Genomic DNA, 21,694 nt, shown 5'->3' on the forward strand with positions numbered 1-21,694 from the left:
GACGTGCCGGTCGGCCCCTCCGTCGAGGCCGCCGCACGCGCCGAGGCGGCCGCGGGCCCGGGCCCCGGGGGGGGCCCGGGCGCCCCCCCCCGCCACCTCCGTTTCCCGGTCGGCAGCGGCGGGACCGGTGACACGGCGAGGCTCCGGTCGGTGCGGGTGACGTGAGTGGTCAACAGCGCCTCGTCCGGGTCCGGCGGAATCGGCGGAACGGTGATGTAGTGCTCCAGCACCGGCAGGTCCGCAGGTTTGCGGCCGCCGTCGATCCACCGCTCGTACTGCGCCTGGTAGCCGGCCGCGTCGATCGGCTGCCTGTTCAGCACCTGGAAGTTGACGAGGTGGACGTGCATCGGGTGGGCGTCGTGATTGGGATTGATGTACTCCCAGATCTCGGTGGAGCCCGCCTTGATGAAGTCCTGGGACGGCTCCATGAACGGCACCGCGTTGAACGTCATGGTGCTGAAGAGTTGAAACGTCCAAGGGATACCCGGGGCGGCGAAGGGAGCCGGCGCAGCACGCCGGGCCGGTCCGGGAAACACCACTCGTTGGGCCGATTCGTCCGAAGTCACTCGACCGGAATCGACGTTCTTCAGCGAGGTCTCCCGGCGGTCCGCCCGGCGCCCGGAACGGCGCCGGGCGGTGCCGGGCGGCGGGAACGACCGGTTCAGCAGCCGGTGTTGTGCACGCCCGGCGTCTCGAAGTCGCCCTGGCCCTCGGCGGCCAGGACGCCGTAGATGGTGCTGCAGCCCAGCTGCTGGTTCTTGAACTCGTAGACCTTGGTGTCGCCCTTCTTCACCGTGTAGGCGTTGCTGAGGTGCGTGGTGTTGCCCTTGCGGTAGCCGAACTTCACGGTGACCGCGGAACCGCCGGTCTTGCCGTAGACGAGCCGGACGGTGTGGCCGCCGTCGGTGATGGCCACGCAGAACGAGCCGTTGGACAGCGAGGTGCAGGACGGGCCCGCGGCGCGGGCGCCGACCGCCGACTCGTCGGCCGAGGCCGGCGCCGCCATGCCCGCGGCCGCGAGGAGAGTGGTGGCGAGCACGACGCCGGCCCGAGTGTGGTTACGCATGAGGAGAATCCTCTTCCTGCAGACAGCTGGATCGATCACCAACCACCTTACCTGCGGGTAACTACGCTCAATGAACCGGGCCCGGCGGAGAACTGACGCGCAGTGAGGAGAGGGGGGCACCCGGGGGTCGGATTCCGCAACGATCTTCGTCCGATGTCTACCCACCGGTAACCCTGATGGGCCATCCTGCTCCCACGTTCGAGCGAAGGAGCATGAGCATGGCAGGTAGGTCCGGGATCCGGTATCTCGCGGTGGTGGCGGCCACGGGGGCGGTGCTGGCCGTCGGTGCGGCGCAGCCGGCCGCCGCCGCGGAGCAGGCGCCGAGCGCGCCGGCCGCCGCGCAGAGCCTCGGCCGCCCGAGCGTGCCGTACGAGACCTGGCTGAAGGACGTCCAGGTCGTGGCCGACGCGGCGGGTGCCTATGTGCAGGCGAGAGTGCCGCAGGCACCGGTCGGGTACCGGCCGGCGGTCGTCCTCGACATCGACAACACCTCCCTGGAGACCGACTACACGCCGTCGTACCCGACGCCGGCGGTCGCGGCGGTGCTGAAGGTGGTGCAGGCGGCGCACGACCGCGGGGTGAAGGTCTTCTTCGTCACCGCCCGCCCGGACTTCGTGGACGCCTTCACCCGGTACAACCTGACCAAGGTCGGCTACCCGGTCGACGGGCTGTACGGCCGGTCGTTCTGGGACCTCTTCCAGGAGACGGGGGCGTTCAAGACCGCGAAGCGCCAGGAGATCGAGCGCAACGGCTACACGATCATCGCCAACATCGGCAACAACACCACCGATCTGGTGGGCGGTCACGCCGAGCGGACCTTCAAGCTGCCCGACTACGGCGGCGCCCTCTCCTGATCGGGTACGGGAGGCCGGCCGGCGCCGGGTGTGCGGCACCACGTCGAGGGCGCGCTCTAGCCGGGTCGGCCGGCCGACCGGGCGTCGGACAGGGCCGTCCAGCGGCGGCGGCTGCCCTGGGCGTGCAGGCGGGTGCCGATCCGGACGGTCTCCCGGGTCATGCCGGGTGCGCCGCTGAGTTCGGCGGTCGCCAGCAGGTGGGCCGCCGGGTCGTCGTCGCGCTTGCGGATGCTGGCCCGGATCAGCAGCCGCTGGAGCTGCTCGGGGCCCCGCCACGAGGCCTCCACCAGGGACTCCCACTGGGCCCGGTCGGCCCGGCCGGCGAGGAGGGAGACCGGCCGGTACCAGCGTTTGGTGAGGCCGGCCACGGAGCCGGTCGGCAGTCCGCTCAGCCGGTCGGCGACCGCGCCGAAGAGCAGCACCGCCTCGCCCGGCGAGCTGAGGGCGAGCCGTTCCAGCAGGCGTCCGACGACGATCACGTCGGCGACCTCGCCCGCTTCGGCGAGCCGCACCAGGGCGGCCCGGCGGGCGGCCGTCGCCCGCCGCGGGGTGTCCAGCGGGTGGTGCAGGCAGAGCAGGCCGGTCAGGCAGGCCCGGGCGACGCCTTGCGCCTCCTCGACCCATCGCCGGCTGTCGCCGGTGTGCCGTGGCGCGGTCACACCGCCGGCGAAGTCCCGCAGGTCGTCCTCGAACCGCCGCCACTGGTCGGTGGCGAGTTCGCCGCTCGGCGTGTGCTCGACGACCGTCCGCACGAGCATGAGCAGCGCCTTCAGCCGGAAGGGGTGTCCGCCCTTGGCGAGCGTCTCCCGGAGCCGTTCGGCCTCCGGCGGGTCGAGGACGCCCCGGGCGGCCAGCCCGGCCCGTAGCTGGAGCGGCTGACGGGCCATCTGGTCGCCGTAGGCGCCGGTCCAGGTCAGGTCGCAGAGCCGTTCGAGGGCGGCGGCGTGGCGGCGCAGCGCGGCCGTCAGCCGGGGGTCGACGCCCTCCGGAGCGCCGTCCTGAGTTCCGTTCCGGCTGACGCGCGGGCCGCCGCCGGTCTGCCGGTCGTCGGCGCCGGAGAGGCGGAGCGCCGGGCAGAGCCAGCCCGGGTCGAGGTGGGGGTCGATCATGCCGTCGGCGAAGAGCAGGTCGAGCAGTTCGGGGTGGTCGGGCAGCAGGCGCTGTAGGGAGTGGGTGACGATCCGGTCCACCCTGGTCTCCCGGTACGGTCCGGGCGCGGCCTCCCGGGCGCGGTCCTCGCGCCACAGCCGCAGGGCGTCCAGCGCGTGGCGGTGTCCGCTGGTGGCGGCGGCGACCAGGAGGGTGGCGGCGCCGGCGTCGTCCAGCCAGATCCGGCGCAGTGCGGCGGCGGACCGGGGGCGGCCCTCGCGACGCCGTTCGGCGCCGGCCGCGGCGGCGGGCCAGGCTTCGGCGGCGAGCCGGGCGGCGGTCGCGGTGTCCAGGTGGCGGCTCCAGGTGTGCACGGCCAGTCCGTGGGCGTCGTCGGTGGGCCGCGGGCGGTCCAGCGCTCTGAGCCGGCCGACCAGCCAGTCGCGGACGACGGCGGTGGCGGCGGGTTCCGGTCGGGCCGTCCGGGTGGAGGGTGTGTCGCCGCCGACGGTGTCGGCGGTGGGGCGGTCCGCGGTGAGGAGCGGCCGCAGGTAGCCGTCGGTGAAGAGCAGCCAGGTGGCCGGGCGGGCCTGGGCGAGGACGGCCGCCAGGTGCCGGGTGGCCTCCTCGGTGGTGGCGCCGAGGGCGAGTTCGCCGACCGCGCGGACCTTGGCGTGGGAGACCAGCGACTGCGGGTCGCGGGCGGCGTCGGCGAGGACGGCGGCCGCGTCCGGCATCCGGGCCGCGGGCCGGGCGAGCCAGCCGCTCGCGGTCAGCCGGCCGAGCGCGGACTGGAGTTCCATGCCGTCCTGGCCGGTGGGTGCGGCGCCCGGCCAGCGGTGCCGGACGATCGGGCGGGCCAGCCGGTACGGGCGTTCCGGCCAGTCGTGCCGCCTGGCGGCGAGGCGCAGCGCGCGGGCGAGGGGCAGGAGTTTGCGGGTGGGGTCGGCGAGGAAGGTCCGCAGTCGCGGCCACACCCAGTCGGGGCGCTTGTCGGCGAGTGCCTCCAGCAGCTGCAGGACGCGGGTGGTCTCGGCCTCCTGGCGGGTCAGCAGCCAGGCCCACAGGCAGACCGTGCCCTCGCAGCGCGTTCCGCGGCAGCGGCCGGGTGCGGCGGGGCAGCTGCCGTCCACGACGGCGACGACGCTGTCGGTGAAGCTCTCGGCGAGCCTGGTGAGCACCTCGACCAGCGGCCAGCGCAGTGTGCGTTCCCCGCCGCGCCACAGTGCGACGAGTTCGGCGGCGAGCCGCTCGCCGTCCCGGTGGCAGGTGGCGGGCAGGGCCTCCAGGTAGACCCGGGCGAGCTCGGTGGGGAGGGCGGCCACCAGGGGGGTGAGCACCGCCCGGAGTGCGGGCCCGGGCGCGGGCAGCCTCGCGTACACCCGCAGCAGCAGGGCTCGCAGCCCGTGCAGTTCGTGGTCCTCGCCGCGGCCCTGCGCGGTCTCGGCGGCGAGTTCGGTCAGCACCGCGGTGCACTCCTCGGCGGCCCGGCCGCCGCCGCGGCCCGCCTGGACGAGGGCCTGCTCCGCGACGGCGAGGCGGAACTGGTCGTGCGGGTGCTCGCGCAGCCAGTCGAGCAGCAGCCGGATCGGGTCGCCCGTCCCGCCGGCGGTGAGGCGGCAGAGCCGGCGGCCGGCGGCGAACTCGAACAGGGTCTGGTGGGTGTAGGCGTACTGGCTGTCCGTGCCGGACTCCTGGCGGTCCAGCACACCGCGGGCGACCAGCCCGAGCAGGTCGGCCCGTGTCCGGGCCGCGTCGTCCGCGGAGCCGGTGCCCGTTGGCGGACCGGTGCCGATCCTGGTCTCCGGGATCTCCAGCCGACCGTCTTCCAGCATGAGTTCGGCGAGGCTCTCGCCGGCCTCCGACAGATCGGCCGTGCCGGGGCCCTCGGCCGAGGTGCCGGCGCGCCGGTCCTGCCGGACGCGGTGCTGCCAGTAGAGGTCGTAGAGCGCCGTCGCGTCGATCTCCCGCACGTCGGGCGGCCTGGGGGCGAACACCTCGAAGAGCATCCGCAGGGTCAGCGGGGCCTGGCACACCTCCCGCATCGGCAGGCCCTTCACGGCCGCGCCGGTGACCGTCCGGCAGATCTCGTCGACGGAAACCTCGGGCTGCCCGCCGTAGAACCAGCGGGCGTGCGAGCGGACGGCCGCCTCCTGCTCGCGCGGACTGTACGGACCGAGCTGCTTCCAGACGAGGTCGAAGTCCTCGACGGCGGGCCGCAGGATGCGGGCCTCGCGTTCGCGGCAGGTGAGCAGCACGGGCAGGCCGTGCTCGGCGGCGAGCGCGAGGACGTCGGCGAGCAGGGCGAGCCCGGTCTCCTCGGCGACCAGCAGATCGGTGGTGTCGAGCAGGAACACCGCCCGCCGCGCGAGGTGCCGGCAGGCCGCGCGGAGTACCGCGAGGGGCAGTGGCGCGCTCTCGCCGCCGTGCTGCCAGAGGTCTCCGGCCCGCAGGAAGTAGGGCCGGGGCCCGTCGGAGTCGGCGGCGAGCTGCCCGTGCAGCCGCCACAGCAGGGTGGTCTTGCCGGCGCCCGGTGCGCCGGTGACGCAGCCGGAGCCGCCCCGGCGCAGCAGCGCCAGCAGTGACCACTCCAGGTCGCGGGGGACGGCGAGGGCGTTGAGGTCGAGCACCGCCTCGCCGGGGGCCGAGCCGCCCTGGTGGCCGGCGGCGGCGACGGCGAGCCGGCTGTAGCGGTCGAGGGCGGCGACCTCCGCGGGTTCGGCGGCGGGCGCGGTGTCGCGTTCGGTGAGCAGGCGCCGCAGGAGCGCGGAGTCGTCCCGGTGCAGGCCGATCCGGGCGGCCAGCTCCATGGCGCGTTCGTACGGGATCGCGAGGTCGCCGGTCTGGTGCCGGGAGACGGTCGCGGCCGACACCTGCAGCAGTGCGCCTGCCTGCTGGACGCCGCCGGCGGCGCGCACCATGAGTCTGATCGCGTCCGTGAGCGCCGTCCGCTCGTCGAACCGCCTGCGCGCCACCCGTCCGGTCGCCATCGCCCCCCTCTGCCCCTCCGGTCCGGCCTCCGATTGTGCACCGGTTTTGCACGGCACTTCCGACGGGTCGTCAGAATGCCTGCTCAGAGGCCCGGGCGAGCCGTGCGATGTGCAGTGTGCGCGGGAGATCGGTCGGTCCGTCCGCCGCCCGGAGGCTCGGGGATGTCCACCTGACAGACCCTCCGAAGGCGGGGAAGAACCCATGGATCCGCAGACCGTCCTGCTCGCCCTGATCGAACTCGTCGCCCGCCGGCTCGACCACGAGCTGCTCACCGGGCTCGCCGCCCTCGGCGCGGCGGCGATGGCCGCGACCGTCGCGCTGCTGCGCTGCCGTCCCGTCGACCTGCCGGAGGTGCTCCGCGTCCTCGTCCGGCTGTTCCGCAGGAACTGACCGACGGCGCCCCCTCCCCCTGCCTGCTATCACCTGCTACCTTCACTCGTATGGCGAAGACCCAGGTGAACCTCCGCATGGACGAGACCGTCGCCGAGATGGCCAAACACGCCGCCGAGACACGGCGCATGCCGGTCAACGACTACGTGGCCCAGTTGATCCGCGACGACAACGAGAAGCTGCGGCACGTCTTCCTGGCCGGTGCGCAGCACGTGCTGGACGAGTACGGGGACCTCCTGGACGGGATCGAGGCGGCGTGATCCTGCACGTCGACCTCGCCTGGATCCTCGAGGTGGCCGAGCGGGCCGGGGTGGGTGATCCGGCACCGGTGGACTACGGGGTGGCGATCGCCGCCGTCGAACGGCACCGCGCGGTGGTCGCGGGGCACGACGTCTACGACGGGCCGTTCGCGCGGGCCGCGGCGCTCGCCCACACGCTGGGCCGGCTGCCGTGGCTGGAGCGCTCCAACCTCCGGGTGGCCGTGGCCGTCGCGCACGGCTACCTGCTCGCGAGCGGGGTCGCGGTGAAGCTGGACCAGGATCGCGTGAGCGCCGTCGCCGGTGAACTCCGGCGCCCCGACTCCACTGCGGCCGACCTCGCCACCGCCCTCCGGACCTGGACGGCCTGATCCCGGCACGGCCGCCCGCACGTCGACCTTCCGGCAGTCGACTTGACGGTGCGTCGAAGTAATCGCTTGCTTCGCGGACGGCCGTCCCGAACGATCTCGCTCCATGGCGAGCACCGCTGTGCGGCACGCCTCGCCCCTCCCCCGCTCCGTCGCGTTGGTGACCGGCGTCGGCCGCACCGTCGGCATCGGCGCGGCCGTCACCCGACAACTCGCCGCCTCCGGCTGGGACGTCGGACTCACCCACTGGACCCCGTACGACCGGCGCATGGGCCTGGGGCGCCGAGCCCGGGGCGACGGACGCGATCACCGCCGCGCTCGCGGAGCACGGCGCGGCCGGCTGGGCGGTCGAGGCCGATCTCGCCGATCCCGGCGCACCGGCACGCGTCTTAGACGAGGTCGAGCGAAACGTCGGCTGGATGTCCGACGAGGTGCGGGACGAGGTGCTCGCCGGAACCCCGCTCGGCCGCCTCGGCTCCCCTCAGGACACCGCGCATCTGGTGGACTTCCTGTGCTCGCCCCGCGGCCAGTGGGTCAACGGTCAACTCCTGGTGAGCGACGGCGGGTTCAGCCGCCGTACCGGCTGATCCGGGGCTCCGGGGGCGGTCACGCCCAGTCGGGCAGCAGCGAAGGGCTGCGGGACTCCACCATCGCCGGGGCGCTGGACAGCCGGCCCGTTCCGCCGCCGTGGAGGCGGAGCGCGGCCGAGACCTGTGCCCGGGCGAATCCCGCGGCCGGGCAGCGGCGCGCGCCCAGGCCGAACGGCATGAACCAGTACGGCCGGGAGGTGTGCCGCCACCGGTCGGGCCGGAACGACTCGGGCTGCTGCCAGCCACGCCCGTGGCGGTGGATCAGCCACGGGCTCACGACCACGAGGTCCCCGAGGTCGAACGGCAGGACTCCGCGCGTCTCGACGACGGTGCGCGCGATCATGAAGCTCGGCGGGTACAGCCGGAGCACCTCGTCGACCGCCGAGGGCGGCGCGCCGGGCCGTACCCCGAGCGAGATGGCGCTGAGCGTCGCCGCGGTGGTGCTCCCCCAGCCGGCCAGGACCATCGCCCGTAGCTCCTCGGCGATCCGATCGACCGTCCATCCGTCGGCCGCGAGAGTGCGCAGGAAGGCGGAGTCCGACCCCGACACGAGTCCCGTCACGTACCGCAGCAGGCCGTCGCCGGGAACGCCGGGGCCGCTGGCGCCGGTCGGGCCTGAGCGTCCGGCCGGGGCCGGACGTTCCAGGACGGACCAGGTGCGGTGGACGAGCGAGCGGAGGAGAGCGCCGTCCACCGAGCCGGGGGCCTGCCCGGTGACCTGGGCGAGCATCGCCGAGGCCACCGCCTCGGTCACCCGGGCCGCGGGGGCCGGGAAGCCCCCGTGCGGCAGCGCGGCCCGCAGGTGGCCGATCACCGCGTCCCGATCCCCCGCTGCCGCGGTCATCGCCCGCACCAGCCGCCGCTTCACACCGCGCACCCGCTCGCCGTGCATCGCTCCGACCCCGCCCAGCAGCCGCTGGGAGTGCTCGGGGCGCGACTTCCGGCCGACCGAGGACGTGAGGAAGAGGCGGGCCGGCGACAGGTCGCCGACCAGCCAGCCGGGGCGGCCGCCGAAGTCGCAGCGGACCATCGGTTCCACCGGGCCGGTGCCGTACGCCCTGATCGCCTCGAACAGCTCCGGGCGGTGGGCCAGCGACAGGTCCGGGAAGCTGCTCGGCGTCACGCCGCGTCCGCCTCTCGTCCGGCCCGGCCCGGACGTCCCAGCCGGTGGTCGTCCCCGGGGCGGTGCGGCAACGGCGTCTCGGGGAGACCGCCGACCTTGAACCGCAGCAGGGTCCGCGTGCTGGGCCGGGGAATGGCCGGGCCCCGGTGCAGCGCCGCGTGGTTGTCGAAGACCAGCACCCGGGCCGGGGCGACCACGGCCTCGTACCACTGCGGCACGGCGGCGAGCCGCCGTTCAAGCTCCCGGCCGGCCGCGGCGCCCGGGGTGCCGCCCGCGAGGAAGGCGTCGAGGGCCGGCCGGAACCAGCGCGGGACCTCGCCCCGGACGGGCGCGTGCAGCGGGGCGAGCCCGGGGTAGCGCGTCCGCCAGGAGACCTCCTCGCGCCGCATGACGGAAGGCAGGGCGCCGCCGTCCGCCCCGTCCTCGTCGACGAAGGCCCAGGGCAGGACACTCGTCGCCGGCTCCTGCAGCTCGGGGTCCTCGCGCAGCAGCCCGAGGATCGTCCACCGATTGGGCCGGGCCCAGGGCGTGCTGTCGGTGTGCCAGGTCTGCTCGTAGCGGTCGACGCCCCCGGTCGGGACCTCGGAGACCGGGCCGCCGAGCGTCGCGCTCGCCGGGTGGTCGTGGCGGCCGAGGAGGTCGCCGAGGACCGACACCACGGCGAGCGTGAGACCCGGGCCGGGGAGCGTGACGGCGGCGCAGCGGGACGGGCCGGCGAGCGTGTCGGCGAGGGACGTGCGGAAGTCCGCGCTCTTCGCGGCGGCGTCCAGGTCGGCGAGCAGGCCGGTGTCCCGGGCGGCGCGCAGCCCCTTGAGGAGGGTCCCGGGCGTGTCCGCGGGCCAGTCGGCGAGCAGGGCCGCCCATGCGGGTGGCACCGGCACGGCGGGGACGGTCAGGGGTGCGAGCGGCATCGGTGGCGCCCCGCCCTCAGCCGAAGTGCCGGGCGAGGAGACGGCGTACCCGGTCGATGCTCTCCGGGCTCGCCTGGCGGGTGATGAACACGTCGAGCTCCTCGTCGTGGGTCAGCTCGCCCCAGGCGCCGTCGAGGGTTCCGGCCAGCCCGGTCAGGAGGCTGAGTCCGAGCGAGGGGTAGGCGGAGTCCGTGGCATGGGCGAGGAAGAAGGCGAGGCTCCGCTGGCGTGTGGTGTACGGGTCGCGCTCGCGGTAGTTCTCGAGGCTGAAGTGCGGGTGGCAGGCGTCGAGCAGGAGCTTGGGTGTCTTCCACACCGGCATGATCACCCGGTGTGCGCCCAGCGGGCGGACGGGGTAGCGCAGCGGCCGGTTGCCGTTCATCACCATGAACAGGGCCTCGGCGAGCAGGTCCTCTCGGTTGTAGCCGAACGCCAGGTCCGTGGCGCCCCGTTCGCGTGCCAGGGTCCGTGCCGTCCGGAGGATCAGGAAGGTGCCGAAGAAATGCAGGGCCTCGTTGGTGAACGCCTCCCGGAAGTCCGCGTACAGCTCGTCGAGACTCGTCGTGATGCCCAGCAGCGCGGAAATGTCGGACGGCTGGAGAACGCGGTGCTCGATCCCGAGGTCCTGGCACAGCACTCCGGCCCGGACGGCGGCCGCCGGCGAGAACACCGCGCCGAAGACCAGCGTGAAGGCCAACAGCTTTTCCCGCGGCACCGTGTTCGCGAGGCCGTAGGCGAGGGCATTGCTGTCGCCGCCGCCGGATATTCCGAAAACGCATCCGGATTCCGCGACGGCATAGCTGCGGTCGAACTCCCGCACCTGGTCGATGACCATGGTGCGGGCCTCGGCGGCTCCGACCGTGGTGACCACCTCTCGGGCCGTCCCGTCCGGCCGGGTGCGCATCGCGCGGAATCCGACACCCTCCTGTTGCCCGCCGCGCTCGGGAGGATCGGTCGGCAGGATCGTGGGGAAGAGCGTGTTGCGGATGGCCCGGACCACCAGCTCGTCCGCATCGGTCGGCAGGTCGGCCAGCTGGGTCGACAGCGGCACCGGTGTGGCCTCGCCGCCACGTACCAGGTACGGCTGGAACATGGTCTCCGGCAGGCGGTTGGCGGCGAGCAGCGCACCGATCGTCAGGTCCGCCAGGCCCAGGGGCCTGGTGCTGAGGACGTCCTCCAGGTGGATGGGAAGGCGGTCGGGCACGGGCACGCTCCTCTGCTCGGTCACTCCGACGGTCGGTCGCTCCGGCGGTCGGGCCCGACGCGGGGCGGTGCCCGGCGGTGCGGGCGGTACGCCCCGCGCGGGGGACGGTCAGGCCTCAGACCTGGGCGGTGAGTGCCGAGGCGCAGAGCACGAATTCGACGCCCTCGGCCGTCATCCGGTCCATTCCCAGCTCGGGAAGCGTGGCGAACACGATCTCCGCCGGCTGCTCGACCTCCAGCATTTCCTCCGGCCGTGCCGGACTGATGGGCATGAGTTTCCTCCCGAAATATTACGGTGTCGTACGGACAAGGAAACCTAACACGGAGAAAACCGGCGCACCAGACCGCCCGTGAACATCATTCCGATGTGACGGGAATGAAATTCCGGAATTCTCGGGGCCGGAGATGAAGGCGTGCACAATTGGACGGGCCGCCGCGCGGGAGTCGCGTGGGAGGGGTGGTGCGCGGCCGTATCAGCCCGGGCCGGCCGCGGCATCCCCGGCCCGGACGAGAGCGTCCACCTGCGCGCGCAGCGCCGGCGACCAGCCCTGCGGATCGGCATCGCAGCGGTCGCACTTCTCCCGCCAGCGGGCGAACCCGTCGGCGATGTCGTCGGCCGAGTGCACCCACTCGCCCTCGCCCGCCCTGCCGTGCCACAGCAGGCCGGGCCGGTCCGGATCCCGGCAGAGGTCGAAACCGTGCAGGTACTGCAGGGCCGTGACGACCAGCGGGGCGAGGTCGACGAACGCCCCCTCGCCCTCCACCCAGGGGGCCGCCCACGCGTGCACGGCCTCGCGGGTCACCTCACCGGCGATCAACGCCCGCCACTGCCCTGCCACTTCCGCACGGCCGGGCGGGAGCGGCGGCGCCTTCGGATCGCTCATGCCCGAACACTTCCGGCCGCACGGACCGAGGTCCACCGAAATCCGGCGGCCAGGCCGTCGATCACTTCACATGCGTGGCGATGGTCCGTGCGCACTCCATCGCCTCGGCCTGCGTGGTGTCCACCTCCAGGTCATAGGCCACACCCTGGTGGACCACCTCTGCCTGGGACGCGGCCATCCCGATGGTCCGATCGCCCCGTGCGACCTCACGGCCTGCGGCAACCGGTCCGTCACACCTGACGCCGACCCAGAGCACCTGCAGGTCGCCCAAGGCCTTCTGCCAGCCCTGCTGTGAGTCCGCTCCGCCGAGGAAGACCTCGTCAACGATGACCCGGGCGCCCGCACGGGCCATTGCGGCGATCCCCTCGATCCATGCCGCTTCCATCGTTCGGAACTCCGGCCCGACGATCACCTCTCCGTCCGGAGCGAACTCGATCCCGCCGTCCGACCCCTGCATGGACGCCGGCATCGCCTCGACCAGCGTGTCCGTTCCGAGGGCCAGCCACGGGTCCGGCAGGACGGCCTGCAGGCACCGCACGATCCCGGACTTCCCCGAGCTGGAGCCACCGTTGAGAACGATCACCTGAGTCATCACAGCGCCACAGTAGAGGCACCGGGGCCACGAAACTCCGTCACCGGCTCCTCCGCACCGAACGAACGCCGGAACTCACTCACCCCCACCTGACACTCCGACACACCTCTGGCCCGGCCCGGCAAACACCACGGGACGACCCGGGGCAACGCGACCTGCTCCGATTGGAGCCCACCAGTGGTCGACGTCTCCCCACGGCCGCAGGCTGGCCTACGTAGTGCCTGCCCGAACCATGCCGCGGCGGGCCGAACCACGCGGCGTCGGGCCGGCCGGGGCGGCCGGGGACGTCAGAGAGACGGGATCACATGGCCGAACAGGGCATCAGCCCGGGCGTCCTGCCGTCCGTTCGCGGAATCGGCAGGTTCGTGCGAATGCGGGCGCAGCACCGGTCCGCACGACGACGCTGCCGGGGCACGCCCACCGGGGTGGCGCTCGTCGCAGCCGGTCTCACCGTCCTGGGTGTGATCGGCCCGACACCGAGCAGCGCCGTGTCACCACCCGTCCGTGAGTCCCTGTCAGGAGGTGAGGCGCGGTTCGTTCCCGGTCCCTGCCCGGAGACGCCCGAGCCGGTGCCCGGGCACTGCGGCGTCCTGGAGGTGCCCGAGAACCGCTCCCACCACGGCGGGGGGACCATCCGGTTGGCCGTCGCGATCATTCCGGCCACGTCCGCGACGCCGGCCGCGGACCCGGTGGTGTTCATGGAGGGGGGTCCCGGCGGCGACGCGCTCGGGGCCATCCCCTTCCTGGTCGCCTCCGGCGTGAACCGGGAACGCGATCTGATCGTCATGACCCAGCGCGGAGGGCTCTACTCGCAGCCGAACCTCGCCTGCCCGGAGATCGACCGGTTCAACGCGGACTCCGTGGGGCTGCGCTACGACGCGCCGTCGACCGGACGGCTCCTGGTGCGCGCCGCGAAGGAGTGCAAGGACCGTCTGACGGCCGACGGCATCGAGCTGAGCGCCTACAACACCACCGAGAACGCCGCGGACTTCGCCGACCTGCGCAAGGCGCTGGGCATCAAGCGGTGGAACGCCTACGGGTACTCCTACGGCACCGACCTGGCCCTCACCTATCTGCGCCGACACCCCCAGGGGATCCGCTCGGTGGCGATCGACTCGGTCGCACCTCCGCAGATCGTGAGCCTGCCCTGGACCTGGGACAGCGCCCGGGAGGGGATCGGCGCGATCTTCGCGGCGTGCGAGGCCCAGCCCGGCTGCAGGAGCCGCTACCCGGACCTCCCGCGCACGCTGACCGAGCAGGTCCGCCGCCTTGAGGCGCACCCCCTCACGCTGACGGTGCAGCCACCGGGGGGAGGAGACCCGGTGAAGGTCGTCCTCGACGGGGGCGCGCTCGTGAACCTGCTGGTCGCCGACGGTGGCGCCATGCCCGCCGTCGACGTCCCCGCGGCGCTCGACGAACTCGCCCACGGGAATCCGGAGCGCTTCGCGCAGGCCCGTGCCAGCGGCGCGACGCCCGTCATCGGCGAGTTCGCCCACGGCCTGACGCAGTCGGTGGCCTGCGCCGAGTGGGTGCCGGGCTTTTCGGAGTCCGACCTGCTGAAGGCGGGGCGCCGGGCCTTCCCCGGGTGGCCGGACACGGTCCTGGCCCATGCCCCGCAGCTCCCCTTCGAGCACGACGTGTGCCGCGTCTGGAACGTCCCGGACCGCACCGCCGTCCAGCGGGTGGCCACCGCCAGCAACGTACCGACGCTCATCGTCTCCGGAACCTTCGACGCGAAGACCGGGGCGAGCTGGGGAGCGTACACGGGCCGGACGCTGCCCCGCTCGACCGCCGTGCGGATTCCCGGAATCGGCCACTTCGTGGTCCCCCAGTCGCCCTGCGCGCAGAGCGTCCTGGCCTCCTTCCTCGCACGTCCGACCGCGCCCGACACCGGTTGCGTGGCAGGACTCGCGCCGAAACCGTTCACCATCACCCCCTGACCCGGAGACAACATGACGTCCACCCGCCCACCCCACCACCGGCGTCTCGTGCGGCGGCTCCGGACCACGCTCTCCGGAGCCACTGCCGGTGTCCTGCTCGTCGGCCTCGCCGCGCTGCCCGCCCGGGCCGAGGCCGGCGCCGAGGAACCGCTCGGCACGGTCGTCCGGACGGCGGGCCACGCCCGGTTCACCCCGGGCCCCTGCCCGAGGACGGCGGACCCGACGCCGGCCCTGGAGACGGCCCGCTGCGGAACGCTCACCGTGCCCGAGAACCGTGCCCGGCACACGGGCCGGAAGATCACCCTCGCGGTCGCGATCGTGCCCGCCACACACAGACGGGCGCCCGACCCGATCGTGTGGCTCGCCGGCGGTCCCGGCGACGACGCGAACTCCGAGATCCAGCTGGCGCTCAGCGGCGGACTGAACCGCGACCGGGACGTGATCTTCATGTCCCAGCGCGGCACCTACTCGGCCGACCCGGCACTCACCTGCCCGAACGTCGACGAGTTCAACGCGCGCGCCCTCGGCCTCGTCTACGGCGCGCCGTCCACCGGGCGCCTGCACGTCACGGCGACACGGGCCTGCCGCGACCGGCTGGTGGACCTCGGGGCCGACCTGAGCGCCTACAACAGCACCGAGAGCGCCGCCGACTACGCAGACCTGCGCGTCGCACTGGGCATCCGGCGGTGGAACGTGTTCGGCATCTCCTACGGCACCGACCTGGCCCTCCTCTACATGCGCCTGCACCCGGAGGGCATCCGTTCGGTCGGCATCGACGGCGTCCTGCCGCCGTCCCTCGCCAGCGGAGCCGTGACCTGGAAGGCCGCGCGCGAGGGCTTCGACGGCATCTTCGACGCCTGCGCGCAGCAGCCCGCCTGCAACGACCGCTACCCGCACCTGAAGGCCACCTTCGAACGCCTCGTCCGTGCACTTGAGGCCCGACCGGTCACCACCACCGTCACCGTGCCGGACCACCCGGAGCCGGTGAAGGTCGTACTGGACGGCGGCACCCTGGTGAACTGGCTGACCTTCGCCAGCCACCTGGCCACCGGAGTGCCCCGCTCCATCGACGAGCTGGCCCACGGCAACCCGCAGCGGATCGCCGAGCAGCTGGCGGGCGGCAAGCTCAGCCCGCAGGCCATCGGCAGGCTTTCGCACGGGCTCGCCTACGGTGTCTTCTGCAGCGAGTGGACACCGTTCGAGAGCGAGGCCGACGTGATCCGGGCCGGGCGGCGCGCGTTCCCGTCGTTCCCCGAGTCGGTGCTGGCCAACGCACCGGGACTCGCCTGGCTCCACGCGGACTGCCGCGCCTGGGACGTCCCCGCAGCCCCGCGTTCGGTCCGGGACGTGACGCGCAGCGACATCCCGACCCTCGTCCTGTCGGGCGGGTTCGACTCCCAGACCGCACCGAGCAGCGGGCCGTACGCCGCCCGCACGCTGAGCCGGTCCACCGAAGTCACCGTCCCCTACGTCGCCCATGTGGTCTTCGCCGACTCGTCGTGTGCGCAGACGATCACCCGCTCGTTCTTCGACACTCCGACCGCGCCGAACACGGGATGCCTCGCAGGTCTCCAGCCTCCCGAGTTCGACATCGCGCCGTAGGACGCATCCCGGCCGACTCTTCCGGTCAGCACACTAGGGTGCTCGGATGGTCGGGATTCCGGAGACGTTCGTGCGGACGACGGTCGAGCGCGAGGGTGAGCCCGGCCGGGCCTGGGTCGCGCATCTGCCCTCGCTGGTCGACGAACTTCTCCAGACCTGGAACTGCACGCCCTCCGGGCCGGTGGGGCACGGCGGGGTCGGGATCGTCGTCCCGGTGCGCTCGGCCGGCGGGGCGGCGGTCTTGAAGGTCTCCTTCCCGCACCCGGGGAACGTCCACGAGCCGGACGCCTTCGCGATGTGGGGCGGCCGCGGCGCGGCCCGGCTGCACCGGCGCGACGACGCCCGCTTCGCCATGCTGCTGGAGCGGGCCGGGGCCGGCACCCTGGCCGAGCACGGCGACGTCGAGGAGGCCGTGGCCGTGGCGGGCCTGCTCGCCCGCAGGCTCGCCGTCCCGGCACCGCCCGGGCTGCCGCGCCTGCGCGACCTGGCTCCGGAATGGGAGGCGGGCCTCCGGAGGGACGCCGGGCGGCTGCCGCGTCCGCTGCCCCGGTGCGTCGTCGAGGCCGCGCTCGCGACCGTCCGGGAGCTCGGCCGGGACCAGCCGGAGACGCTCGTCCACGGCGACCTGCACTTCGGCAACGTGCTGCGGGCCGAGCGCGAGCCCTGGCTGGCCATCGACCCCAAGGGGTACGCCGGCGACCCTGCCTACGACGCGCTCACGCTGGTGCGGAGCCGTTTCGAGGACCTGCTCGCCGCCGACGACCTGGAGGCGGCCGTCCTGCGTCGGCTGGCCGTCTTCGCCGACGCCGCCGGGGTGGATCGCGAACGCGTTCGCCGCTGGGTCCAGGCCCGCGCGGTGATGGCCGCCCACTGGGGCCGCGCGCACGACGATCCGGCCTGGCTGCTCGCGATCACGGACCGTGTCGCGGAGCTGCTCGTCCGGTGAGCACGCCGCCCGTCCCGGCGGGTGCAAGGCGGCCGGCGCCGGGTACACGCGCCCACCGGGGAGTACGGTCGGGAGCAGGGCACGAACAGGAGGTCACGATGGGCGGCAACGGCAGAGCGGACGGCGTCTACCAGCCAGCGGACACCGGCGACGAGCAGGCCGACGCCACCGCACTCGACCTCGCGAACGCGCTGGACGAACGCACCTACGACGACATCCTCGACGAGGGCTGGTCGCCGCCCGAGAGACCCCTCGGTGTGCGGCAGGCCGGCACCACGGCCGCCGAGCAGCGCACCGGTGAGACTCTGGACGAACGGTTGGCCCGCGAGCTGCCCGACCCGGCGGCGGACGGTGGGGCCGGGCCGGGCGACAGCATCGGCGACCTGGCGGACGGTGAGGGGGAGCCGGTGGACCGCGAGGCGGGTACCGAGCGGGCCGGCCGGCTGGTCGCCCCCGGCGAGGGCGCGCACCCGGACACCGAGGGCCTCTGGGCCGACGATGTCGGAATCGACGCGGGTGCGGCGGGCGCCGAGGAGGCGGCCATGCACATCGTGACGGACGCGGACCTCGACGCCGAGGTCGGCCCGGACGGTGCCCCGTCCGAGTTCTGAGGCCGGGTCAGTCGGCGGGGCCCGAGCGGAGGTCGCCGAGGAGTTCGGCGCGGTCGGTGATCACGTCGGTGAGGATGGAGCGGGCGACGGCGAGGAGTTCGGCGACCTCGGGGCTGGCGATCCGGTAGATCACGGTGGTGCCGTCGCGTCGCGAGGTGACGACGCCGGCTCGGCGCAGCACGGCGAGTTGCTGGGAGAGGTTGGAGGCTTCGACGCCGACTTCGGGGAGGAGTTCGGCGACGGCGTGCTCGCGCTGGCTGAGGAGTTCGAGGACTCGGATGCGCACCGGGTGGCCGAGGGTTTTGAAGAACTCGGCCTTGATCTGGTACAGCGGCACGGCCGTGACAGAGGGTTGCCGCGTGGTACCGGGTGGCATGGGGTCACCGTCCGTGTCGAGGATTGTTCGGGGGTCGGTTCGACTGTAGCAACGCAGGTCGAAGGACCGGGTCGCGGCGGACGCGCGGGTCGGCCGGTTCCGGGTCCGGGACTCCGGATCGCTCTCGTGACCGTATCGGTCCGACGGGCCCCCGCGCCGCAACACATGGACTTGCACATATGCGCAACTGTCCAAGTGGCCGCACGGGGACCTCCGGGCCGTCAGTTCCGCGTGGCGGCACATGAGAGGGTGGCGGGAGCCCCGGCTCCGTCGCACGGTGCCGGCAGGGGGCGGGCGACCGGCTGGAGGCATCGGTGGAGAGTTCCGACCTGTCGCGCGGTGGACGGCTGGCCGCCCACGGCGCGGCCTCGACCGCGCTGGCCCTGTGCAGCGACCGCGGGCTGCGCGAACTGGTGGACGCGGCCGTGCCGCTGGGCTCCGGCATCGGTGGGCGGTCGGCGCTGCTGGAGGTGGCCGGCACGCCGGTGTTCGTGAAGCAGGTGCCGCTGACCGATCTGGAACTGCGGCCGGAGAACGTCCACTCCACCGCGAACCTGTTCGGGCTGCCCGCCTTCTGCCAGTACGGCATCGGCGGGCCGGGCTTCGGGGCCTGGCGGGAGCTGGCCGTGCACGTCATGACGACGAACTGGGTGCTCGCGGGCGAGCACGAGGGCTTTCCGCTGATGTACCACTGGCGTGTCCTGCCGGGCCCCGGCCTGCCGTTGCCCGAGGAACTCGCCGACGTGGAACGGACCGTGGCCTACTGGGGCGGCGGACCGGGGGTGCGTCGCCGGATCGAGGCCCTCCGGGACTCCCGCGCGAGCGTCCTGCTGTTCCTGGAGTACATCCCGCAGAACCTGCACGACTGGCTGGGCGACCGGGTCGCGGCCGGCGGCGAGGAGGCCGGGCAGGCCTGCGCGATGGTGGAGCGGGAGCTGGACGCCGGCATCTCGTTCATGAACGCCCACGGGCTGCTGCACTTCGACGGCCACTTCCAGAACATCCTGACCGACGGCCGGCGGCTCTTCTTCGCGGACTACGGCCTCGCCGTCTCCTCCCGTTTCGAGCTCTCCCCGGACGAGGCCGCCTTCTTCGAGCGGCACCGCAGCTACGACCGCTGCTACACCGTCACCCACCTGGTGCGATGGCTGGCGACAGCCCTGTACGGGCACGGCCCGGACGGGCGGGACGCGTTCGTCCGCGCGTGCGCCGAAGGGAGGACGCCGCAGGGACTGCCGGCGGAGATCGAGTCCCTCCTCGTCCGCCATGCCCCGGTCGCCGACGTGCTGGGCGCCTTCTTCCGCGACCTCCAGCGGGAGAGCCGGACGACGCCGTACCCGCTGGAGGCGATCCGCCGGACCGGCCGGCCGATCACCTGACGTGTCGCCACATCGGTGACGGCAGTGGCGCCTACTCGCCCGTCGCTCGCGGGTGGCTCTCACGGCCGTGCCCTGTCACGGCGGCGATCACGGTGGCGACGGCGGCGGTCGCCACCAGGCTTGCCACCGCGACCAGGCCCGCGCCGATCACGAAGAGGCCACTGGAGTCGTCCGACCAGTCGTAGCAGGCGGCCGCGGTCAGGCCGGCCGTGGTACCGAGGACGGCGGCCGTGACGTGGCGCCGGGACGCGGCCCGACCGACCGCAACCAGCAGGGTCAGCAGCAGACCGATCACCTGCCAGGCCTCGTAGGGGCCGCTCACCGACCCGTCGGGGTGCACGTCGCGGTGCTGGTCCCAGCCCAACCAGGCGGCCCAGGCCGCGACCGGTACGAGGAACAGCACGAGGGCGGGGGCGAGTCTCTTCGACGGCGTCATGATCCAAGCGTCCCGGCCGGCCACGGACGTGGGCAGAGCGCGCGTACTCACCTCCCCCTGAGTAGCCCGACCGGGCCGGCGACCGGGCGAGCGGTTCGTTCAAGACGGCGCTGCGCAGCCCCGCCGAGACTGCTCGCATCGATCTGCGCGGCGACTGCGGGCAGTGGGGCTCCGCATTCGGTCAGGGCGTCCAGTGCGGCGCGCAGCCGCGGGTCCAGTTCGGCCGACCGGAGCCCACCGGCGCGGCGGAGCTCCTGCTCGTCCAGGCCGCGCAGGTCGGGGGCCACCGTGACGCCCTCCCGACAGGCGGCCCGCAGCCGGTCCGCGAAGGCGCTGTGCGGATCGACGAAGCAGGTGAGCACGCCCGGGGTCGGCGCCATCCGGTGCCGCACCATCGGCGGCACGATCACCGCCGGACCGCGGTGACCGGCCCCGGAGGCGTCGACGATCAGCACGTCACCCGCCGCCACCGCAACGGCGACCTGGAAGGCGGCGTGCCGGTGGAAGGATCCGTCGGTCAACGGCCCCCGGTAGAGCGCATACCCCTCCCCGACGGCGAAGTACGGCGTCGGCGCCTCCCCGGTCTGCATGCCCTCGATGCTGTCAGACCCACGGGGTGTTGCGGCCGCGAACGGGTCGGCACGCTACATCTCGAAGAGAGCCTCCGCCTGCGGCGGGGGCGGGGGACCGAGGACCGCTCGAACGCGGCCGACGCTCTGTCGCCACCGGGGACCGTTGACGGACTCGTCCCACAGTTCGGCGAGGTCGGACTCCTCCGTGAGAACCCGGTCGAGGGCATCGGCGGCAAGGAGCCGGAGGTCGGCCGCGAAGGTCGGCAGGGTCTCCTCGGGACCGAAGACCGTCGTGACGGGTTCACCGCCGGGGCACTGTGAGGCCACGAGAGCGGCGGCGGCGACGGCCTCGACACCGTCTCCGTAGCCGAGAACGTCCCGATTCCGGGCGGCGCGGATCAGCGTGCCCCGGATGAGCCTCTCCCGGTCGCCCGGCGCCGTGTCGTCCAGGGTGTTCGCCCAGTCCGCGGCCGTGTCGTTCTCGAAGGGGCCGATGTCCCAGGTGCCCATGGTTCTCCTCGCATGTCCGTCCACGGATCCTCGCACCGGCCGCCGACAGTGGCGAGGGCGGCGGGGCCGAGTTCCTCCGTCGTCACGCCGGACGGACGATTCGTGCCGTCGTGGCCGCGCCGCCGATGTGGATCAGTGGGCCGTGCGGGCCCGGCCGTGCGGCGGCGGCGATGGTGGCGGGCATGCCGAGGGCGTCGCCCATGTCGACGGTGAGGTCGGTGACGCCGGTGCAGGCGAGGTGGGCGGCGAGGCATGCGGTGCTGTTGACGTTGGCGATGTCCTCCGGGACGCCGATCGACGGGGCGAACATGCGGGCGGCCAGGCGGCCTTCGGCGGCCGGGACGCAGTGGACGTAGCAGCCGAGCAGTCCGAGGCGGTCGCAGGCGGCGCGGAGCCGGTCGAAGTCCGGGGTGAGTGCGGCGAGAACGGTTCGCGAGGGCACGGGGACGAGCAGCCGCGGCCGGCCCAGGGCGGCGATGCGGGCACCGGGCGCGAGGGTGTCGGGGGTCAGGCCCAGAGCGTCGAGGACGGCGGCGTGTTCGTCGGCCGCGGGTTCGCGCAGGTCGACGGGCCCCGGGTCGAAGGTGGCCGTGTACCGGCCGCCGGTCCGGACGGCGTGGCCGGTGAACACGCGGCCCGGCGTACGGACGGTGGCCCGGAACTCCTGGACCCCGGCGCGTTCGGCGAGGAAGGCCAGTGCCGCGACCGTCCCGTGGCCGCACGCGGGCAACTCGCCCGCCGCGGTGGAGAAGCGCAGCGACACCTCGGGGCCCGCGGGTCCGCCGTCCACAGCCGAGACGTAGACGGCGTGCGAGGTGCCCGTCCGGGCGGGCACGGTGCGGCGTGCGTCGTCGCTCAGGTCGGCCTCGCCGAGGTCGGCCTCGTCCAGCACGGCGGTCGGGCTGCCGCCGCGGCCCTCGCGGAGACACGCCCGCACGATCGCAACAGTGGCATCGGGCACGGGACAAGGACAGCACCCGAGCCCGGCCGTCGGTAAGGCCGAC

General features: G+C 73.7%; 23 protein-coding genes and 1 pseudogene. 10 read left to right on the forward strand and 14 right to left on the reverse strand.

The window, feature by feature from the left end; all coding sequences use genetic code 11:
* Together AB0P35_RS32285 and AB0P35_RS32290 are read right to left on the reverse strand one after the other, a co-directional pair.
* The coding region (locus AB0P35_RS32285; RefSeq protein ID WP_363518007.1) for a multicopper oxidase domain-containing protein at positions 1–452 on the reverse strand (452 nt) is incomplete at its 3' end.
* Positions 453–661: 209 nt separating this feature from the next.
* Positions 662–1,066 (reverse strand): hypothetical protein, encoded by a 405-nt coding sequence (locus AB0P35_RS32290; protein ID WP_363518009.1) that lies wholly within the window; start codon positions 1,064–1,066, stop codon positions 662–664.
* A 218-nt stretch (positions 1,067–1,284) separates the two neighbouring features.
* On the opposite strand from AB0P35_RS32290, the gene AB0P35_RS32295 reads away from it, so the two are divergent.
* A complete protein-coding gene (locus AB0P35_RS32295; RefSeq protein ID WP_363518011.1) occupies positions 1,285–1,920 on the forward strand; it encodes an HAD family acid phosphatase in 636 nt (211 codons plus the stop codon).
* Positions 1,921–1,976: 56 nt separating this feature from the next.
* Here the strand turns inward: AB0P35_RS32295 and AB0P35_RS32300 are convergent, their stop codons facing one another.
* Positions 1,977–5,999, reverse strand: coding sequence for a hypothetical protein (locus AB0P35_RS32300; protein WP_363518013.1), 4,023 nt, complete (start codon positions 5,997–5,999; stop codon positions 1,977–1,979).
* Positions 6,000–6,201: 202 nt separating this feature from the next.
* Between AB0P35_RS32300 and AB0P35_RS32305 the strand changes: the two genes are divergently transcribed.
* The 4 genes and pseudogenes from AB0P35_RS32305 to AB0P35_RS32320 all read left to right on the forward strand — a co-directional run bounded on the left by AB0P35_RS32305 (position 6,202) and on the right by AB0P35_RS32320 (position 7,602).
* Positions 6,202–6,390, forward strand: coding sequence for a hypothetical protein (locus AB0P35_RS32305; RefSeq protein WP_363518015.1), 189 nt, complete (start codon positions 6,202–6,204; stop codon positions 6,388–6,390).
* A gap of 50 nt (positions 6,391–6,440) precedes the next feature.
* Positions 6,441–6,650, forward strand: coding sequence for a hypothetical protein (locus tag AB0P35_RS32310; RefSeq protein WP_095877894.1), 210 nt, complete (start codon positions 6,441–6,443; stop codon positions 6,648–6,650).
* On the forward strand, positions 6,647–7,018 hold the full coding sequence (locus AB0P35_RS32315) for a fic family toxin-antitoxin system, toxin component (RefSeq protein WP_363518017.1): 372 nt from the start codon (positions 6,647–6,649) through the stop codon (positions 7,016–7,018). Before AB0P35_RS32310 ends, AB0P35_RS32315 begins: the two co-directional genes overlap by 4 nt.
* Positions 7,019–7,121: 103 nt before the next feature.
* Positions 7,122–7,602, forward strand: a pseudogene (locus tag AB0P35_RS32320) (SDR family oxidoreductase).
* A 19-nt stretch (positions 7,603–7,621) separates the two neighbouring features.
* Here AB0P35_RS32320 and AB0P35_RS32325 read toward each other — a convergent pair.
* The 6 genes from AB0P35_RS32325 to cpt all read right to left on the reverse strand — a co-directional run bounded on the left by AB0P35_RS32325 (position 7,622) and on the right by cpt (position 12,318).
* Positions 7,622–8,728 (reverse strand): cytochrome P450, encoded by a 1,107-nt coding sequence (locus AB0P35_RS32325; RefSeq protein ID WP_363518019.1) that lies wholly within the window; start codon positions 8,726–8,728, stop codon positions 7,622–7,624.
* Positions 8,725–9,639, reverse strand: coding sequence for a hypothetical protein (locus AB0P35_RS32330; RefSeq protein ID WP_363518021.1), 915 nt, complete (start codon positions 9,637–9,639; stop codon positions 8,725–8,727). The genes AB0P35_RS32325 and AB0P35_RS32330 overlap by 4 nt, the downstream gene beginning before the upstream one ends.
* 16 nt (positions 9,640–9,655) lie before the next feature.
* On the reverse strand, positions 9,656–10,843 hold the full coding sequence (locus AB0P35_RS32335) for a hypothetical protein (RefSeq protein ID WP_363518023.1): 1,188 nt from the start codon (positions 10,841–10,843) through the stop codon (positions 9,656–9,658).
* Positions 10,844–10,958: 115 nt separating this feature from the next.
* The gene (locus tag AB0P35_RS32340) at positions 10,959–11,114 is read right to left on the reverse strand and encodes a hypothetical protein (RefSeq protein WP_363518025.1); all 156 of its coding nucleotides are present in this window, start codon (positions 11,112–11,114) and stop codon (positions 10,959–10,961) included.
* 201 nt (positions 11,115–11,315) lie between these two features.
* Positions 11,316–11,726 carry a hypothetical protein gene (locus AB0P35_RS32345; protein WP_363518027.1) on the reverse strand — a complete coding sequence of 137 codons (411 nt, stop codon included), beginning with the start codon at positions 11,724–11,726 and terminating at the stop codon, positions 11,316–11,318.
* A 61-nt stretch (positions 11,727–11,787) separates the two neighbouring features.
* Complete coding sequence (cpt, locus tag AB0P35_RS32350) at positions 11,788–12,318, reverse strand: chloramphenicol phosphotransferase CPT (protein WP_363518029.1); 531 nt, start codon at positions 12,316–12,318, stop codon at positions 11,788–11,790.
* A gap of 698 nt (positions 12,319–13,016) precedes the next feature.
* Between cpt and AB0P35_RS32355 the strand changes: the two genes are divergently transcribed.
* From AB0P35_RS32355 to AB0P35_RS32370, 4 genes are all read left to right on the forward strand, one after another.
* Entirely contained in the window at positions 13,017–14,258 is a 1,242-nt protein-coding gene (locus AB0P35_RS32355) for an alpha/beta fold hydrolase (RefSeq protein WP_363518031.1), read from the forward strand.
* A 12-nt stretch (positions 14,259–14,270) separates the two neighbouring features.
* Entirely contained in the window at positions 14,271–15,860 is a 1,590-nt protein-coding gene (locus AB0P35_RS32360) for an alpha/beta fold hydrolase (RefSeq protein ID WP_363518033.1), read from the forward strand.
* Positions 15,861–15,906: 46 nt separating this feature from the next.
* Positions 15,907–16,806 carry an aminoglycoside phosphotransferase family protein gene (locus AB0P35_RS32365; protein WP_363518035.1) on the forward strand — a complete coding sequence of 300 codons (900 nt, stop codon included), beginning with the start codon at positions 15,907–15,909 and terminating at the stop codon, positions 16,804–16,806.
* 98 nt (positions 16,807–16,904) lie between these two features.
* A complete protein-coding gene (locus tag AB0P35_RS32370; protein WP_363518037.1) occupies positions 16,905–17,417 on the forward strand; it encodes a DUF5709 domain-containing protein in 513 nt (170 codons plus the stop codon).
* A gap of 7 nt (positions 17,418–17,424) precedes the next feature.
* Here AB0P35_RS32370 and AB0P35_RS32375 read toward each other — a convergent pair whose 3' ends face one another.
* A complete protein-coding gene (locus tag AB0P35_RS32375; protein WP_257019611.1) occupies positions 17,425–17,754 on the reverse strand; it encodes a metalloregulator ArsR/SmtB family transcription factor in 330 nt (109 codons plus the stop codon).
* 353 nt (positions 17,755–18,107) lie between these two features.
* Here AB0P35_RS32375 and AB0P35_RS32380 point away from each other — a divergent pair, with 353 nt between their 5' ends.
* Positions 18,108–19,172 carry a protein kinase family protein gene (locus AB0P35_RS32380; protein ID WP_363518039.1) on the forward strand — a complete coding sequence of 355 codons (1,065 nt, stop codon included), beginning with the start codon at positions 18,108–18,110 and terminating at the stop codon, positions 19,170–19,172.
* A gap of 31 nt (positions 19,173–19,203) precedes the next feature.
* On the opposite strand, the gene AB0P35_RS32385 is transcribed toward AB0P35_RS32380, so the two are convergent.
* The 4 genes from AB0P35_RS32385 to AB0P35_RS32400 form a co-directional block, all read right to left on the reverse strand.
* A complete protein-coding gene (locus AB0P35_RS32385) occupies positions 19,204–19,608 on the reverse strand; it encodes a hypothetical protein (protein ID WP_363518041.1) in 405 nt (134 codons plus the stop codon).
* Positions 19,609–19,655: 47 nt separating this feature from the next.
* Complete coding sequence (locus AB0P35_RS32390; RefSeq protein WP_363518043.1) at positions 19,656–20,198, reverse strand: hypothetical protein; 543 nt, start codon at positions 20,196–20,198, stop codon at positions 19,656–19,658.
* Between the two features lie 54 nt (positions 20,199–20,252).
* Positions 20,253–20,690, reverse strand: coding sequence for a DUF4259 domain-containing protein (locus AB0P35_RS32395; RefSeq protein WP_363518045.1), 438 nt, complete (start codon positions 20,688–20,690; stop codon positions 20,253–20,255).
* Between the two features lie 82 nt (positions 20,691–20,772).
* A complete protein-coding gene (locus tag AB0P35_RS32400; RefSeq protein ID WP_363518047.1) occupies positions 20,773–21,651 on the reverse strand; it encodes a PhzF family phenazine biosynthesis protein in 879 nt (292 codons plus the stop codon).
* Between the last annotated feature and the right edge of the window lie 43 nt (positions 21,652–21,694).

The organism is Kitasatospora sp. NPDC085879, from assembly GCF_040686255.1.
In the GTDB taxonomy this organism is placed as follows: domain Bacteria; phylum Actinomycetota; class Actinomycetes; order Streptomycetales; family Streptomycetaceae; genus Kitasatospora.

What these genes read in the sequence shown, in the direction of transcription:
- AB0P35_RS32370 (WP_363518037.1), top strand. Translation starts at nt 16,905, where the DNA reads ATGGGCGGCAACGGCAGAGCGGACGGCGTCTACCAGCCAGCGGACACC.
- AB0P35_RS32290 (WP_363518009.1), bottom strand. Translation starts at nt 1,066, where the DNA reads ATGCGTAACCACACTCGGGCCGGCGTCGTGCTCGCCACCACTCTCCTC.
- AB0P35_RS32355 (WP_363518031.1), top strand. Translation starts at nt 13,017, where the DNA reads ATGGAGGGGGGTCCCGGCGGCGACGCGCTCGGGGCCATCCCCTTCCTG.
- AB0P35_RS32365 (WP_363518035.1), top strand. Translation starts at nt 15,907, where the DNA reads ATGGTCGGGATTCCGGAGACGTTCGTGCGGACGACGGTCGAGCGCGAG.
- AB0P35_RS32305 (WP_363518015.1), top strand. Translation starts at nt 6,202, where the DNA reads ATGGATCCGCAGACCGTCCTGCTCGCCCTGATCGAACTCGTCGCCCGC.
- AB0P35_RS32395 (WP_363518045.1), bottom strand. Translation starts at nt 20,690, where the DNA reads ATGGGCACCTGGGACATCGGCCCCTTCGAGAACGACACGGCCGCGGAC.
- AB0P35_RS32340 (WP_363518025.1), bottom strand. Translation starts at nt 11,114, where the DNA reads ATGCCCATCAGTCCGGCACGGCCGGAGGAAATGCTGGAGGTCGAGCAG.
- AB0P35_RS32345 (WP_363518027.1), bottom strand. Translation starts at nt 11,726, where the DNA reads ATGAGCGATCCGAAGGCGCCGCCGCTCCCGCCCGGCCGTGCGGAAGTG.
- AB0P35_RS32295 (WP_363518011.1), top strand. Translation starts at nt 1,285, where the DNA reads ATGGCAGGTAGGTCCGGGATCCGGTATCTCGCGGTGGTGGCGGCCACG.
- AB0P35_RS32330 (WP_363518021.1), bottom strand. Translation starts at nt 9,639, where the DNA reads ATGCCGCTCGCACCCCTGACCGTCCCCGCCGTGCCGGTGCCACCCGCA.
- AB0P35_RS32300 (WP_363518013.1), bottom strand. Translation starts at nt 5,999, where the DNA reads ATGGCGACCGGACGGGTGGCGCGCAGGCGGTTCGACGAGCGGACGGCG.
- AB0P35_RS32310 (WP_095877894.1), top strand. Translation starts at nt 6,441, where the DNA reads ATGGCGAAGACCCAGGTGAACCTCCGCATGGACGAGACCGTCGCCGAG.
- AB0P35_RS32390 (WP_363518043.1), bottom strand. Translation starts at nt 20,198, where the DNA reads ATGCAGACCGGGGAGGCGCCGACGCCGTACTTCGCCGTCGGGGAGGGG.
- AB0P35_RS32385 (WP_363518041.1), bottom strand. Translation starts at nt 19,608, where the DNA reads ATGACGCCGTCGAAGAGACTCGCCCCCGCCCTCGTGCTGTTCCTCGTA.
- cpt (WP_363518029.1), bottom strand. Translation starts at nt 12,318, where the DNA reads ATGACTCAGGTGATCGTTCTCAACGGTGGCTCCAGCTCGGGGAAGTCC.
- AB0P35_RS32360 (WP_363518033.1), top strand. Translation starts at nt 14,271, where the DNA reads ATGACGTCCACCCGCCCACCCCACCACCGGCGTCTCGTGCGGCGGCTC.